At 72.6% G+C, this 14670-nt stretch carries 13 protein-coding genes; 8 read left to right on the top strand and 5 right to left on the bottom strand.

The window, feature by feature from the left end; genetic code table 11:
• The first annotated feature begins 3 nt into the window (after window positions 1-3).
• Window positions 4-864 carry a GNAT family N-acetyltransferase gene (locus ACWDCZ_RS11820; RefSeq protein WP_449815853.1) on the top strand — a complete coding sequence of 287 codons (861 nt, stop codon included), beginning with the start codon at window positions 4-6 and terminating at the stop codon, window positions 862-864.
• A gap of 5 nt (window positions 865-869) precedes the next feature.
• Here ACWDCZ_RS11820 and ACWDCZ_RS11815 read toward each other — a convergent pair whose 3' ends face one another.
• The gene (locus ACWDCZ_RS11815; protein ID WP_387821713.1) at window positions 870-1238 is read right to left on the bottom strand and encodes a hypothetical protein; all 369 of its coding nucleotides are present in this window, start codon (window positions 1236-1238) and stop codon (window positions 870-872) included.
• A 68-nt stretch (window positions 1239-1306) separates the two neighbouring features.
• Between ACWDCZ_RS11815 and ACWDCZ_RS11810 the strand changes: the two genes are divergently transcribed.
• Together ACWDCZ_RS11810 and ACWDCZ_RS11805 are read left to right on the top strand one after the other, a co-directional pair.
• Window positions 1307-3034 carry an alpha/beta hydrolase gene (locus ACWDCZ_RS11810; protein WP_449815852.1) on the top strand — a complete coding sequence of 576 codons (1728 nt, stop codon included), beginning with the start codon at window positions 1307-1309 and terminating at the stop codon, window positions 3032-3034.
• 29 nt (window positions 3035-3063) lie between these two features.
• Window positions 3064-3651 carry a hypothetical protein gene (locus tag ACWDCZ_RS11805; protein ID WP_449815851.1) on the top strand — a complete coding sequence of 196 codons (588 nt, stop codon included), beginning with the start codon at window positions 3064-3066 and terminating at the stop codon, window positions 3649-3651.
• Window positions 3652-3663: 12 nt separating this feature from the next.
• Here the strand turns inward: ACWDCZ_RS11805 and ACWDCZ_RS11800 are convergent, their stop codons facing one another.
• Window positions 3664-4596, bottom strand: coding sequence for a hypothetical protein (locus ACWDCZ_RS11800; protein WP_049658495.1), 933 nt, complete (start codon window positions 4594-4596; stop codon window positions 3664-3666).
• A 283-nt stretch (window positions 4597-4879) separates the two neighbouring features.
• Between ACWDCZ_RS11800 and ACWDCZ_RS11795 the strand changes: the two genes are divergently transcribed.
• From ACWDCZ_RS11795 to ACWDCZ_RS11785, 3 genes are all read left to right on the top strand, one after another.
• A complete protein-coding gene (locus tag ACWDCZ_RS11795; protein ID WP_449815850.1) occupies window positions 4880-5620 on the top strand; it encodes a papain-like cysteine protease family protein in 741 nt (246 codons plus the stop codon).
• Between the two features lie 8 nt (window positions 5621-5628).
• Entirely contained in the window at window positions 5629-6549 is a 921-nt protein-coding gene (locus ACWDCZ_RS11790) for a hypothetical protein (protein WP_449815849.1), read from the top strand.
• 283 nt (window positions 6550-6832) lie between these two features.
• Window positions 6833-7474: a hypothetical protein gene (locus ACWDCZ_RS11785; RefSeq protein WP_074001321.1), complete on the top strand. Its 642-nt coding sequence runs from the start codon at window positions 6833-6835 to the stop codon at window positions 7472-7474.
• Between the two features lie 90 nt (window positions 7475-7564).
• Here ACWDCZ_RS11785 and trhA read toward each other — a convergent pair whose 3' ends face one another.
• The gene (gene trhA, locus ACWDCZ_RS11780; RefSeq protein ID WP_049659028.1) at window positions 7565-8239 is read right to left on the bottom strand and encodes a PAQR family membrane homeostasis protein TrhA; all 675 of its coding nucleotides are present in this window, start codon (window positions 8237-8239) and stop codon (window positions 7565-7567) included.
• A gap of 284 nt (window positions 8240-8523) precedes the next feature.
• Between trhA and ACWDCZ_RS11775 the strand changes: the two genes are divergently transcribed.
• Window positions 8524-10350: a phosphoenolpyruvate carboxykinase (GTP) gene (locus tag ACWDCZ_RS11775; protein WP_049659026.1), complete on the top strand. Its 1827-nt coding sequence runs from the start codon at window positions 8524-8526 to the stop codon at window positions 10348-10350.
• A 191-nt stretch (window positions 10351-10541) separates the two neighbouring features.
• Here the strand turns inward: ACWDCZ_RS11775 and ACWDCZ_RS11770 are convergent, their stop codons facing one another.
• Window positions 10542-11756 (bottom strand): pyridoxal phosphate-dependent aminotransferase, encoded by a 1215-nt coding sequence (locus ACWDCZ_RS11770; RefSeq protein ID WP_074001322.1) that lies wholly within the window; start codon window positions 11754-11756, stop codon window positions 10542-10544.
• 258 nt (window positions 11757-12014) lie between these two features.
• On the opposite strand from ACWDCZ_RS11770, the gene ACWDCZ_RS11765 reads away from it, so the two are divergent.
• A complete protein-coding gene (locus ACWDCZ_RS11765; RefSeq protein WP_079271861.1) occupies window positions 12015-12734 on the top strand; it encodes a hypothetical protein in 720 nt (239 codons plus the stop codon).
• Between the two features lie 241 nt (window positions 12735-12975).
• Here ACWDCZ_RS11765 and ACWDCZ_RS11760 read toward each other — a convergent pair whose 3' ends face one another.
• Window positions 12976-14589: a chitinase gene (locus ACWDCZ_RS11760; RefSeq protein ID WP_074001323.1), complete on the bottom strand. Its 1614-nt coding sequence runs from the start codon at window positions 14587-14589 to the stop codon at window positions 12976-12978.
• Between the last annotated feature and the right edge of the window lie 81 nt (window positions 14590-14670).

The following is a 14670-nucleotide window of genomic DNA, read 5'->3' as shown; positions in this document are numbered from 1 at the left end:
GCCATGGCCTGGACTTTCAGCACCTCCCTCGACGAGTTCCGCGACCAGGCGGGCGCCTTCCTGGCCGCCCGCCCCGCCGAGAACACCGTCCTGCTCACCATCGCGCACCGGCTGGCCGAGTCCGGCCTGACGGTGTTCGGCGAGCCGCCGGTCTTCGGCTGGTGGCGGGCCGAGCAGGGAGGTCCGGTCGCGGGCGCCTTCCTCCAGACGCCGCCGTTCGCCCCCCGGCTCTCCTTCATGCCGCCGGCCGCGGCCGCCGAGCTGGCGACCGGCCTGGCCGCCGCCGGAGCCGGCTTCACCGCGGTGACCGGGGTCGGCGGGGGAGCCGAAGCGGTCCGCGCCTTCGCCGCCGCCTGGACGGCGGCCACCGGCACCGAACAGTCCGTCCGCGTCGACGAACGGCTCTACCGGCTCGGCGAGTTGACCGACCCGCCGCGCCCGCCCGCAGGCCGCCACCGGCTGGCCGAACCGGCCGACCGCGAACTGGCGATCCGCTGGTACCAGGAGTTCCTGGCCGAGGTCGAGGTCGAACTCCCCGACGTCCCAAGGGCGGTGGACGAGCGGACCGCGAACGGCTGCCTGCACCTGTGGGAGGACGACGGCCGCCCGGCCGCCCTGGCCGGCAGCAGCCCGGTGCTCGCCGGCATGTCCCGCATCGGCCCGGTCTACACCCCCGCCGAAAGCCGCGGCCACGGCTACGGCACCGCCGTCACCGCCGCCGTCTCGGCCCACCTCCTCGCCCACGGCGCCACCGAGGTCCTGCTCTACACCGACCTCGCCAACCCGACCAGCAACTCCATCTACCAGCAGATCGGCTATCTGCCGGTGGAGGACTCCCTGATCGTGGACTTCCGGCCCCGGTAACGGAGTTACGCGTCCCTGGTCAGATGCACACCCGCCACCCCGGCCACCTTCGTGCCGAAGGGATCGGTGGCGGCCGCCGCGGTGGCGGGCGCGGGCAACCGGTCGGCGCCGAGGTACGTCTGCGCGCAGGTGAGAAGGTTGCCGCCGGCCGACTTCATGTCGCCGGCGAGCCCGTCCAGCAGCGACTTCCAGGCGGTGCCGCACCCCTGCAGCGCCGCCCCGCTCTGCCACCCCGCCAGCCCCCCGGCCGCCTTGTCGCCTGGCTCCGCGAGCTTCGCCGTCTCCTCCGGAACCTTCCCGGCCACCGCCAGCGCGTTGTTCCCGGCGGCGGTCAACTCGCCTGGTTTGACAGTGAATCCCTTGCCGTCACCCATCGCTCTTCCCCCAATGCCGCTGTGGCAGACGTGGGTTATGGTAGCGGTGAGTATCGGGGGGAGCACTCATGGCTGATCCGGATCAGCGGGCCGGCGCGGGCCGACTCGACTTCGCGAGCCTGAAGAACGCCAGACCGGGGGACCTCCACGCGGCCGGCGACGCGTACGACGCACTCCACAAGGCGTTCGCGCAGCACACCGCCGACTGGAAGCGCGGCACCACCGACCGGGTCCACGGGTCGGGCTGGAGCGGACCGGCCGCCGACGCCGCGATCCCCTCACTGGACGGCACGACCACCCAACTGCACGCCGCCGAAACCGAACTGGCCGCACTCGGCCAGACCCTGCGGGACTACGCCGACCTCTTCGGACTCGCCCAGTCGAAACTCCGGCAGGCCGTCGTCGACGCCGGTGCCAAGGGCCTGACCGTCAGCGACAACGGCACGGTGAGCTGGCCCGCGCCCACCGGCCCGGTGGACGCGAACTGGGAGACCAAGCAGAAGGCGGCGGCCGAGGAGATCGCCAAGCGGATCACCGCCGCCCTCACCGAGGCCGGCACGGCCGACCAGACCCTCGCCGGGCTGCTCAGGGGCTTCACCCAGCACGCCACCAGCAAGTCGGGCCTGACCCTCGCGGTCGCCGAGGCCGACCAGCGGACGGCGAACGGGTCGGGAGCCCCGTACCTGAGGGACATGCCGGCCGTGGGAGCGCCGCCCACCGAGGTCAACAGCTGGTGGAACGGCCTCGACCCGGCGGGCCGGCAGTGGTTCATCGACCACCACCCGGAGAAGGTCGGGAACCTGGACGGGATCCCGGCGGACGTGCGGGACCAGGTCAACCGGAGCTACCTGGACAAGCGGCTGAGCGAGCTCAAGGGCAAGCAGCGGACGAAGGAAGAGGAGGCGGAGCTCAAGAAGCTGCAGCCCATCTGGGACCGCCTCGATCAGGACGGCGGGGCGACGGACGGTCGTCCCCGCACGTATCTGATCGGTATCGGTGCCGAAGGCCAGGGACGCGCGATCCTCTCCTACGGGAACCCGGACACCGCCACCGACATCGCCGCCTATGTTCCCGGCGTCACCACGGATCCCAGTTCTCTCGGCCCGGCCAAGCACGGGGACACGCCGGGCACCAACGAGTCGGAGAACGCGCTGAACGTCTGGCGCGAGGCCAACAAGAAGGTCAAGCCCGGCGGTTCGGTGGCCTCGATCGTCTGGCTGGGCTACGACCCGCCCGGCGAGGACCTGAACGCGGCCGACCCGAAGGCGGCGGTCAAGGGCGCACCCGACTACGCGAGGTTCGTCACCGGGCTCCGGACGACCAACAGCAGCGGCCAGTGCCCGCACATCACCTCGATCGGACACAGCTACGGCTCGGTCGTGGTCGGACTGGCGACGAAGGCGGCCACGCACCAGGGGAACTACACGCCACCGGATGATGTGGTGTTCATCGGAAGCCCCGGCACCGGTGTGGATCGCGCCTCGGAGCTCCGGCTGCCCGGGCACGTCTGGGCCGGTGCGGCGGACAACGACGTCGTCACCCACGCCTCGTCGCCCCGAGGTCTCGTCCCGTGGCCCCTCGGCGCTCACCCGGACGAGAACTGGTACGGACGGGATCCGGCGAGCGAGTCCTTCGGTGGCAAGCGCTTCACGGTCTCCGAGTACAGCCAGGGGGCGAACCTCGTGGGTGCGCACACCAAGTACCTCACCCCGGAGTTCGGTGGCCCCTCGCTGGGCAACATCGCCTCCATCGTCACGGGCAAGGGCGGCGACGTCCATGTGACGGGTGGCCGATGAGGGCCCGCTGGAAGCTGGTCGGATCGGTCGTGCTGGCCTTCGCCGTCGTGGTGACCGCCTGTTCGGTGCTGTTCTTCAACGGGTACGGACCGCTGGCGTTGGCCGATCGGCGGTCGCGGCTGTCACCCGGAGCGGCGAAGGTGCGGATCGACCATGCCCTGCGCACCACGATGGGGGCGGTCTCTCCGTCGTTGGCCTTCGCGGGTGCCTATTTCGAGGTGCGCAGGGAACGGGACCGCTGGGACGGCGAGCCGAGCATGGTGTCGGCGGTCACCGAGGTCGTCGTCGGTCGGACCGCGGTCGCGAGTACGAGGCTGCCGGCCCTGATGGACCAGGTGACTCAGGCCTGGCAGGGACTCGGAAGCACCGTGGTCCATCGGTCGAACCCCTCCGACGAGATCCAGTCCTTGCACGGGGTCGGGGAAGCGGGCGGCGAGACGTTCCTCCTGTTCCTTGCGGCGGCACAGCCGGACTCGACGTACCGGGTGAAGTTCCTGGTGGAGGCCTACGGGGTGCTGTACCAGCCCGCCCACGAATACGAGCCGGTGTCCCCACTCGCCAGGACATCGCTCGCCACGATGGGCGACCCCGTCGACGACCCGTACTGGTCGCACTGACCCCCCACCCCCTCACTCCCAGTCCCACCGGATCCCCAGGAGGCACGGCCGTACCGCCGTCGCCACCAGGTGGACGCAGTGGTGCCCGTCGAGGGTGAGTTCCTCGGTCTCGTACGGGGCGGCGCCCGGCGAGTGCAGGGCGAAGCGGTGGCAGCGGACGGGGAGGGCGGCGGGGTGGAAGGTGACCTGGAGGACGTACTGGCCGGCGCCGGAGTTGAAGCCGCGGACGTATTCGCAGCTGGGGTCGGGGGAGGGGGCGTCGTCGAAGCCGTAGCCGAGCAGGTGGGTGTCGCCGGCGCGTAGGCGGCGGTCGAGGAGGAGTTCGGCGGCGAGCAGGTGGTGGGCCTGGTCGCGGCGGATGCGGCCGGGGCGGCAGTTCTCCTCGGCGCGGACGCCGACGCGGGTGATGTCGCTGCCCGGGTCGCCCTGGTAGAGGGCGAGGTAGCGGTCGATGCCGTCGCGGTGGGCGCGCAGGGCGTGCTGGGAGTCGCGGCGGGCGAGTTGGCGGTCGGGGCCGACGCGGATGCGTTCGATGTGGGTGATGGTGTGCAGTCCGGTGTCGCGCGGGCCGGCGAGGGTGGCGAGCAGGTCGTCGACGGCGACGGCGGGGGAGATGAGGTCGCGGTAGGGGCGGACGGGCGGGCCGGCGGGGGCGGGGCCGGCGGCGCGGCGGGGGCCGAGCAGCCGGGTGAGGGAGTGCTCGGGCAGGTCGAGGACCTCTTCCAGGGCGGCGACGGCGCGCAGTGACTCGGTGCGTTCGGGGCGGCGGCGGCCCTGCTGCCAGTAACTGAGGCTGGTGAGGCCGACGGTGACGCCGCGCAGGGCGAGGTGGCGGCGGATGCGGTGGAGGGCGAGGCCCCGGGCGGAGATCGCGGTGCGCAGGGCGAGGTGGAAGGGGCCGGTGCGCAGGGCGGCGGCGAGGTCGGCTGGGTCGCTCTTGTGGATGGCGGCCTCCTGGGGGACGGGCGGACCGGCGTGCGGGCGGCTCGGACGGAGCGGCGTTTGACCGTGAATATTCACATCGGTGCGGTGGTTTGTCACCGGTCCGGGCCTGCTGCGCGGTGGTTCTCCGGGCGCCGTTCACATCCGCGTCCGCCCGTTCACACCTCAGTCGGGCCCCGCGGAGGGCCGTTGACCTGTCCCTGACGAGGCGCGATGCTCGGGGCGCGATCCGGACCGCGCCCCCACACAGCACCTCGCTCCACTCGTGCAAGGAGGCTTTCCCGCCATGCCAGTTCCACGAATACGGCTGCGCCGCGCGGTCTCGCTGCTCGCCCTCGGCGTGCTGGGCCCGGCGCTCACCGCCGCGGTGGCGGCGCCCGCGATCGCCGCCCCGGCCGGGCAGCCGGCCCCGTACCAGGCCCAGGCCCAGGCCCAGTACCAGGACCAGGACCGGACCCAGGCCCAGACTCAGGCCGAGGCCCAGGACCGGGCCGCGCACCAGGTCCGCCAGGCCGCCGCGCCCGGCAGCACGGCCGACCTGGCCGGCACCTTCAAGAAGCTCAACATCACCATGCAGCAGCAACAGCAGACCAACTGGTGCTGGGCGGCGAGCGGGAACACCATCGCCACCTGGTTCGGCTACAACTACAGCCAGAACCAGTTCTGCAACGCCGCGTTCGGCCGCTCCGCCAACTCCAGCTGCCCCAACAGCCAGGCCACGCTGGGCGACGTGCAGAACGGGCTGAACTGGGTCGGCATCAACCCGGGCTCGTACGTCAACGGGTACCTGAACTACGGCACCGTGCAGTCCGAGGTGAACGCGGACCGCCCGATCGAGACGCGCATCCAGTGGAGTTCGGGCGGCGGCCACATGCACGTCCTGTACGGCTACGACACGTCGAGCAACTGGGTCTACTGGGGCGATCCGTGGCCCTCCAACTACCGCTACAACTGGGCGGACTACGGGTACTACGTGAACAACAACACGTTCTCGTGGACCCACTCCCTGTACCGGATCGGCGCGTGAGGGCGGCCATGACCGAGACCAAGAACCGCCGTCGGGCCGCCACCGCGACCGCCACCGCCCTGCTCGCCGCCGGCCTCGCGCTGGCGCTCGCCCCGGCCGCGCACGCGGACTCCCCGTCCGCCCCGGCCCCGGTGCCCGCCGCCGAGCTGGCGCAGGCCCGCGGCGCGGTCCAGGACCCGGCCGTCCTCGACAAGGTCGGCCACTTCTTCGCCCGCAAGGGCGTCCCGCCGACCCGGCAGCTGACCATCGGCGCCGCCGAGGAGGCCCGGGCGGCGGGCGAGGCCGCGCCGCGGCTGGTCGGCGACACCGTGCCGGTGTACGTCCTGGACCCCGGCTTCGTGGCCGGTACCCCCGGCGCACCGGTGGCGACGCCGGAGTTCACCGCCAGCAAGGTGGTCGCGGCGGACGGGCAGAGCGCCTCGGTCTGGACCGTCCGACAGGGCGGCGGCTGGAAGGTGGTGAACATCGCCTCGGGCGGTGACGAGAGCGACTACGCGGCGAAGGCGGCGGGCAGCGGCGGAGGCACCGCCTTCCGCGAGCCGCAGGTCAACGCCTGGTACGTGCTGCGTGACGGCCGGGTGCTGCCGCTGGACGACGAGGCGCGGCGCTCGGTGGGCGCGGGCGGGGTCACGCTGGCCGCGTACCAGCAGCTGGTGCACCAGCGGTACGGGGACAAGCTGCCCGGCTCGGCGTACGACCGGGCGGGCAAGGGCGGCGGCTACGAGGCGGACGCCGCGCCGGAACTCGCGGCCGCGCCGCGGTCCGGGACGGCACCGCAGCCCGGGGAGGGCCCGCAACTCGCGGTCGCACCGCGACCCGCGGGCGGCGGTTCGGCACTGCCGGCCGTGACGGCGGCGGCCGCCCTGGGGGCCACCGCCCTGGTGGGCGCGGGTGCCGTGCTGCGGCGGAGGGGCGTCCGCCGCGGCTGACGGCGGGCGGGGTCGCGAGAGGTTCACAGAGGCGCTCGGCCGGGTTCTCCCGGCCGGGCGCCTTGCCGTGGTCACGTTCCGTGATGTGTCCTGGAAGTGCTGCTTCCGCACAAGGAATTGACGCAACGTTGATCTGTCGTTCGCCGCCTGGGGGCGGTTGGCCATGACTGACGGTAGATACGATGTGGCAATCGGTCAGTGCTGGCCGACGCGTGCCGAGAGCGGAGAAGAGGTGGGGCGGCGGGAGCCGACCACGAGCCCGGCACCGGGAAAGGGGACCGAGGTGGCCGACGCGGACGACAAGCAGATGAGCTCCCAGGTGTGGGGCTCGGCGGTGGTGGTGGGCTCTGCGCTGGCCGTGGTGGCGGCCTATCTGATCAAGGGTGCCCCACTGGTCCTGGCGGTCGCCGGGGTGGAGACCCTGCTGCTGATGGTCTACGTCGCCCGCCGCTGGCGCGCGATGCGCGGCGGGCCGGCCCCGGTGCGGCACCGTCCGCGCCGCGGCATCCCGGACGCCGCGCACTGCGAGCGCTGCCGCCGGGCCCGCGAGGCGTTGGACGCCCGGCAGGCGCGGGGCCGTGCGGTCGGCGCGGTGCGGTGGCCCGAGCCCGAGGCGCTCCCGGCGCCGGCCTGGCCGCCGCGCGAGCCCCACCGGGAGTCGCACGGGGAGCAGCACCACGCGCACGGCGGGCAGCAGCACCACGGGTACGGCGAGCAGCACCACGCGCACGGGCCGCTGCAGGATCCGGGCCCGCAGCCGGAGGCCGGCGCGGCCGACCACGCGGCCTACCCGCGCCGCCCGCAGCTCCGGGCCCCGTACGAGCGGCCCTGGACGGCGGAACGGGCGGCCGTCCGGTCCGTGGACCGTTCGACCGCCCGTCGGGGTGCGCCGGGATCGACCGGCCGTGCCGTACGCCACCAGTGATCACCCGACCGTGCCGTACGCCACCGGTGGCCGACCGGCCGTGGCGTACGGCATCGGTGTTCACCCGGTCATGCCGTACGGCACCGGTGGTCACCCGGTGGTGCTGTAGGCCACCAGCGAGACGCCGACGTACTGGACGATGAACGCCCCCAGGGTGAAGGCGTGGAACACCTCGTGGAACCCGAACCAGCGCGGTGAGGGGTTGGGCCGCTTGAGCCCGTACACCACGCCGCCGATGCTGTAGAGCACCCCGCCGACGATCATCAGCACCAGGACGGCGACCCCGCCGGCGCGCAGGAAGTCCGGCAGGAAGAAGGCGGCGGCCCAGCCCAGCGCGAGGTACACCGGTGTGTACAGCCAGCGCGGCGCGCCGACCCAGAACACCCGGAACGCGATCCCGGCCAGCGCGCCGCCCCAGGCCACCCAGAGCAGGACCTGCTGGTCGGCGCCCTTGAGCAGCAGCATCGTGAACGGCGTGTAGGTGCCCGCGATGATCAGGAAGATGTTCGCGTGGTCCAGTCGGCGCAGCACGGCGTCCCCGCGCGGCCCCCAGTTGAAGCGGTGGTACACCGCGCTGACCCCGAACAGCAGCCAGGCGCTGACCGAGTAGATCGCGCAGGCGATCTTGGCGGGGGTGGAGTCGGCCAGGCAGATCAGCACGATCCCGGCGGCCACCGTGGCGGGGAACATTCCGGCGTGCAGCCAGCCGCGCCACTTCGGCTTGCTCTCCGTGAGTGCACTCTCCGCGAGCGCAGCAGCAGTCATGCGCAGCATGCTACCCGCTACCTACGGCTCCGTAGGTTACTCACGCGTAGGAAGTGGCGATCGTCACTCTTAGACGTTTTGGAGTATTTGGAGTGTGGCGCCGCGCACTCCGTCGCGGGGTCGGTCGACATGTTACCGATGAGTAATCATACTGGCTGTAGTAAAGGGTGCGTCAATTTCGACGCTTCGCCGCGTTCCGGCCTTGAGTCCGGAGCTACGCTGCAAGCACCCTCAGACCCCCGCGACGCCATCTCCACGCCGAGATGGCGTGAAACGGAGCGATCGTGTCGTACGAGATCTCTGCTCTCAGCGCATCCGCGCCCACCCGCCACAAGCAGCTGCTCGCTTGGGTGAGCGAGATCGCCGAGCTCACCCAGCCGGACCGCATCGAGTGGTGCGACGGTTCCGACGAGGAGTACCAGCGCCTCGCGGACCTGCTGGTGGCGCAGGGCACCTTCAAGAAGCTCAACGAGGAGAAGCGCCCCAACTCCTACTACGCCGCCTCGGACCCGTCCGACGTGGCGCGCGTGGAGGACCGCACCTTCATCTGCTCCGAGCAGGAGAAGGACGCCGGACCGACCAACCACTGGAAGGCCCCCGCCGAGATGCGGGAGATCTTCCAGGGCGAGCAGGGCCTCTTCCGCGGCGCGATGAAGGGCCGCACGATGTACGTCGTGCCCTTCTCGATGGGCCCGGTCGGCTCCCCGCTGGCCGCGTACGGCGTCGAGATCACCGACTCCGCCTACGTCGCCGTCTCGATGCGCGTGATGACCCGCATGGGTCAGGCCGTGCTGGACCAGCTCGGCGAGGACGGCGACTTCGTCAAGGCCGTGCACACCGTCGGCGCCCCGCTCGCCGAGGGCCAGGCGGACGTGCCGTGGCCGTGCAACAGCACCAAGTTCATCTCGCACTTCCCGGAGACCAAGGAGATCTGGTCCTTCGGCTCGGGCTACGGCGGCAACGCCCTGCTCGGCAAGAAGTGCTACGCGCTGCGCATCGCCTCGACCATGGCCCGCGACGAGGGCTGGCTGGCCGAGCACATGCTCATCCTGAAGCTCACCCCGCCGAGCGGCGAGGTCAAGTACGTCGCGGCGGCCTTCCCCTCGGCCTGCGGCAAGACCAACCTGGCCATGCTCCAGCCGACCGTCCCGGGCTGGAAGGTCGAGACGATCGGCGACGACATCGCCTGGATGCGCTTCGGCGCCGACGGCCGCCTGTACGCCATCAACCCCGAGGCCGGCTTCTTCGGCGTCGCCCCCGGCACCGGCGTGGACACCAACGCCAATGCCATCGAGACGCTCTGGGGCAACACCGTCTTCACCAACGTCGCCCTCACCGACGACGGCGACGTGTGGTGGGAGGGCCTCACCGACGAGCCCCCGGCGCACCTGACCGACTGGCGCGGCAACGACTGGACCCCCGAGTCCGGCACCCCGGCCGCCCACCCGAACGCCCGTTTCGCCGTCCCGGCCGCGCAGTGCCCGACCATCGCCCCGGAGTGGGAGGACCAGGCGGGCGTGCCGATCTCGGCGATCCTGTTCGGCGGCCGCCGCGCCACCGCCGTCCCGCTGGTGACCGAGTCCTTCGACTGGCAGCACGGCGTCTTCCTGGGCGCCAACATCGCCTCCGAGAAGACCGCCGCCGCCGAGGGCACCGTCGGCGAGCTGCGCCGCGACCCGTTCGCGATGCTGCCGTTCTGCGGCTACAACATGGGCGACTACTTCGCCCACTGGCTGAAGGTCGGCGCCCAGGCGGACGCCGCCAAGCTGCCGAAGATCTACTACGTCAACTGGTTCCGCAAGGACGCCGAGGGCAAGTTCGTCTGGCCCGGCTACGGCGAGAACAGCCGCGTGCTCAAGTGGATCGTCGAGCGCCTGGAGGGCACCGGCGAGGGCGTCGAGACCCCGATCGGCGTGCTGCCGACCGTCGAGGGCTTCGACCTCGGCGACCTGGACCTCTCCAAGGAGGACCTCGACCTGCTCTTCACCGTGGACGCCGACATCTGGCGCCAGGAGGCCGCGCTCGTGCCGGCCCACCTGGAGACCTTCGGCGACCACACCCCGAAGGAGCTGTGGGACGAGTACCGGAACCTCGTCGCGCGCCTCGGCTGAGCCTGAGCCTCAGTCGCGGTAGCGGCGGGGCGCGCGGCACGAACCGCGCGCCCCGCCGAGCGGCAGGACGGCCGGAGTTCCGCCGGGCGATTTTCCCCCGACCAAGGAGATCGCCCGGGCCGGAACTCCGGCCGTAGTGTTTTTCCGGGAGCCGTCCCAGGAGCCGTCCCGGGTGTCGTCGGGCCCGGTGGCTACGGCTGGACGTAGCCGCTCAGGAAGTCGCCGATCCGGGTCACCGCGTCGGTGATCTCCTCCGGCCGGGGCAGCGTGACCAGCCGGAAGTGGTCCGGCTCGGGCCAGTTGAAGCCGGTGCCCTGGACCAGCAGGATGCGCTGGGAGCGCAGCAGGTCGAGCACCATCCGGGCGTCGTCCTTGATCTTGTGGACCTTGGGGTCCAGCCGGGGGAAGGCGTACAGCGCGCCCTTGGGCTTGACGCAGCTGACCCCGGGGATGTCGTTGAGCAGCTTGTACGCGGCGTCGCGCGAGGCGTGCAGCCGGCCGCCGGGCAGCACCAGGTCGCGGATCGACTGCCGCCCGCCGAGCGCGGCGGCCACCGCGTGCTGCGCGGGCATGTTGGCGCAGAGCCGCATCGAGGCGAGCACGGTCAGGCCCTCGATGTAGCTGCGGGCCCGGTGCCGGTCGCCGGACAGCACCATCCAGCCGGAGCGGAAGCCCGCGACCCGGTACGCCTTGGACAGCCCGTTGAAGGTGACGCAGAAGAGGTCCGGGGCCAGGGTGGCCAGCGGGACGTGCTCGGCGTCGTCGTAGAGGATCTTGTCGTAGATCTCGTCCGCGTAGACCACCAGGTCGTGCCGGCGGGCGATCTCGGCGATGCCCTCCAGCACCTCGCGCGGGTAGACCGCGCCGGTCGGGTTGTTCGGGTTGATCACCACGATGGCCCTGGTGCGGTCGGTGACCTTGGCCTCGATGTCGGCGAGGTCCGGGTACCACTCGGACTGCTCGTCGCAGCGGTAGTGCACGGCGGTGCCGCCGGCCAGCGAGACCGAGGCGGTCCACAGCGGGTAGTCCGGGGCCGGGACGAGCACCTCGTCGCCGTCGTCCAGCAGCGCGGTCATGGCCAGCTGGATCAGTTCGGAGACGCCGTTGCCGAGGAAGACGTCGTCGACGGAGAGGCCGTGCAGCCCGCGGTCCTCGTAGTGCATGACCACCGCGCGGCGGGCGGAGAGCAGGCCCTTGGAGTCGCCGTAGCCGTGCGCGGTGGCGAGGTTGCGCAGGATGTCCTGGAGGATCTCCGGGGGCGCCTCGAAACCGAAGGTGGCCGGGTTGCCGGTGTTGAGCTTGAGGATGCGGTGGCCCTGTTCCTCCAGCCGCATCGCCTCGTCGAGTACCGGTCCGCGGATGTCGTAGCAGACATTGGCGAGCTTGCTGGACTGGATGACCTGCATGTCCGCCTACTTTAGGGGTACGGAGGGGCCGTGCGGCGGGTCTCCGCGGGGGTGCTTCGGAGGGTCGGAACGGCCCCCTTGGATCGGCAGGCGAGGGCGGCGGGCGGCCTTGTGAACCGGCAGTCGAATGTCCGGAATGCTCCTGTATGCGAGGAGCGCCGCCGCGCCGTTCCGTGGAACGAGACGGACGGCACACGCCCGGCGCGGGAGGATGTGGCCGGTCGTGTCGGTCGTGTCGGTCGAGGAGGGGGTGCGCCGGTGGTCCCGGTCGTGGTCGCGGCGGTGCTGGTCGGTCTCCTGGCGGCTCCGCCGCTGCGCGGGCGGATCGCCCGCTTCGCGGTGCCGGAGGGCGAGCCCTGGTGCGAGGCCTGCCCGTCCTGCGGGCGCGCGGTGCGCTTGCTGCCGCCGACCGGGCGCTGCCCGGGCTGCCGGGAGCGGCTGGGCGCCGGCCCCTGGACGGTGGAGGCGGTCGCGGCGGCGGTCGCCGTCGCGGTGGCGTACGCGGCGGACCGCCTGGTGGTGGTGACCCTGGCCCTGGGCTGGGCGGCGGCGCTCGGCGTGGCGCTCGGCTTCGTCGACGCGCGGGTGCGCCGGCTGCCGTACGGGCTGACCGTGCCGCTGCTCGGCGGGGTGGCGGCGCTGCTGCTGGTCGCGGCGCAGGCCGAGCGGGACCCGGGCGCGCTGCTGCGCTGCCTGCTGGTCGCGCTGGCGGTCGGGGGCGTCCTCGAACTGGCCGTCTGGCTGGGCGCGTTGGGCCCCGGGGACTCCCCGCTCGGGCTCGCCCTGGGCGGGCTGCTCGGCTGGTTCGGCTGGTCGGTGGCGCTCGGCGGGCTGTTCGCCGCGATGGTGCTCGCCGGGCTGTGGGGCACCCTGCGGGCCGCCGCCGCGCTGGCCCGCCGCCGCCCGGTGCGCGGGCTCGACCTCCCGGTCGGCCCGTTCCTGCTGCTCGGCGCGCTCACCGCGGTCCTGGCGCGGTGAGCGGAGCCGTACCAGGCGCCAACCGGGAGCCGCCCCGGCCTCCGGTCCACCCTGCTCCCGGCCCCGGAGGACCCCGCCACCGCCCCCGCCGGACCCCGCCCCTAATAGAGGGGACAGGGGAAACGGAAGGGCCCGCCGTACCGGTCGGTACGACGGGCCCCGCCGCCGACGCGCAGGCCCCACCCTCAAGGAGCGGCGCGCCGGGGGAGTTGGGCTCTAGGGGGTCACGGCCTCCCGGCCGTCACGGCATCTTGTGGACGAACGGGCCGACCGTGTTGGAGAACGCGTTGCCGTTGTTGGCGTCCCAGTTGGTCGACCAGGTCATCGCGCCGCGGATGGTCGGCCACTTGGCCGGCGGCACGAAGCTGCCGCAGTTGTTACCGGTGGCCAGGCAGTCCAGCGCGTTGTTCACCACGGTCGGCGAGACGTAGCCGCCGCCCGCCGCCCGGCTGGAGGCCGGGACGCCGATGCCCACCTGGTCCGGCCGCAGGCCGCCCTGGATCTGGGTGCAGACCTGCGCGGTGATGAAGTCGATGGTGCCCTGGTTGTAGACCTTGCCGTCGCAGCCGTTCATGCCGCCCGAGTTGTAGAACTGGGTGTTGACGACGGTGAGGATGTCCTTGGTCTTCAGCGCCAGCTGGAAGTAGGCGCCGGAGGTGTTGTACATCCCGATGGTCTCGGGGGCCATGGTCAGGACGAAGCCGGGGCCGACCTTGGCCTGCAGGGCGTGCAGCGCGTCGCCGAGCGGACCGGCCTGGACGCCGTTCTCCAGGTCGACGTCGATGCCGTCGAAGCCGTAGTCCTTGATGATCGCGTAGGCGCTGTTGGTGAAGTTGGCGCCGGCGGTGGCGTCCCCGACGGTGATCGCGCCGTTCTGGCCGCCGATGGAGAGGATGACCTTCTTGCCGGCCGCCTGCTTGGCCTTGACGTCGGCGCGGAACTGGGCGTCGGTGTAGCCGCCGAGGGCCTTGGACAGGCCCGGGTCCAGGGTGAAGCTGATCGCGCCGGTCCTGGTCGGCACGGCATCGGCGAAGGACACCGCGATGATGTCGTACGCGCTCTGGACGTCGCTCAGCCGCTGCGCGGTCGAGCCGTTGTCGAAGTTCTGCCAGTAGCCGGTGACCGCGTGGGCGGGCAGGCCGGTGACCGGCGGGGTGGTGCTGGTCGGCGTGGCGGTGGGGGTCGCCGTCGGGGTCTGGGTGGGCGTCCCGGTGGGGGTCGGGGTCGCCGTCTGGGTGGGCGTCGCGGTGGCCGTGGGGGAGGCGGTGGCCGTCGGCGTCGGGGTCGGCGTGGGGGTCGCGGTCGGCGACGGGGTGCCGGTGCCGCCGGGGCCGACCAGTGCGACGTCGTCGGCGAGGTAGGCGCTCTGGCCGTACCAGCCGTGCAGGTAGACGGTGACGCTGGTGGCGTTCGCCCCGGTGGTGAAGGTGGTGGACAGCTGGTTCCAACTGTTCTGGTTCGACCACACGGACGGGTCGGTGCCGCCGGTGCCGCGCGCGCCGAGGTAGACGTACGGGCCCTGGACCCACGCGCTCAGCGTGTAGCTGGTGTTGGGCAGCACGCTGATGGTCTGGGCGCACTCGGCGGTGTCGCCGGCGCCCGGGGTGGCCTGGAGCGCGCCGGTGCCGGAGTGGACCGGGGAGGACACCGTGGTCGCGGCGCCGGTGCAGGTCCAGCCGCCGAGCCCGCCGTCGAAGCCGCCGTTGGCGACCAGGTTGCCGACCGCCGCGCTGGCACCGCCGGCGAAGAGGGCGAGGCCGCCGCCGGCCAGGGCGAGGGCGGTGGCGCCGGCCGCGACGGCCGGGAGGGGGCTGCGCCGGCGCTTGTGCGAAGGCTGGTTCAGCGTACGGGCCATGGGGTGACGCTCCTGGGGGAGGAGCGGCCGCCGCGGTGGGGGGCGCGGCGGCCGCGTGTGGGGGAGGGGAGGTCCGAAGTG

The organism is Kitasatospora sp. NPDC001225 (assembly GCF_053597855.1).
Note: the sequence above shows the minus strand (reverse complement) of the source record. Positions and strands in the feature narration are given on the sequence as shown.

Coding starts and splice junctions, on each gene's coding strand:
- ACWDCZ_RS11820 (WP_449815853.1), top strand. CDS start 4: ATGGCCTGGACTTTCAGCACCTCCCTCGACGAGTTCCGCGACCAGGCG.
- ACWDCZ_RS11815 (WP_387821713.1), bottom strand. CDS start 1,238: ATGGGTGACGGCAAGGGATTCACTGTCAAACCAGGCGAGTTGACCGCC.
- ACWDCZ_RS11810 (WP_449815852.1), top strand. CDS start 1,307: ATGGCTGATCCGGATCAGCGGGCCGGCGCGGGCCGACTCGACTTCGCG.
- ACWDCZ_RS11795 (WP_449815850.1), top strand. CDS start 4,880: ATGCCAGTTCCACGAATACGGCTGCGCCGCGCGGTCTCGCTGCTCGCC.
- ACWDCZ_RS11790 (WP_449815849.1), top strand. CDS start 5,629: ATGACCGAGACCAAGAACCGCCGTCGGGCCGCCACCGCGACCGCCACC.
- trhA (WP_049659028.1), bottom strand. CDS start 8,239: ATGACTGCTGCTGCGCTCGCGGAGAGTGCACTCACGGAGAGCAAGCCG.
- ACWDCZ_RS11770 (WP_074001322.1), bottom strand. CDS start 11,756: ATGCAGGTCATCCAGTCCAGCAAGCTCGCCAATGTCTGCTACGACATC.
- ACWDCZ_RS11760 (WP_074001323.1), bottom strand. CDS start 14,589: ATGGCCCGTACGCTGAACCAGCCTTCGCACAAGCGCCGGCGCAGCCCC.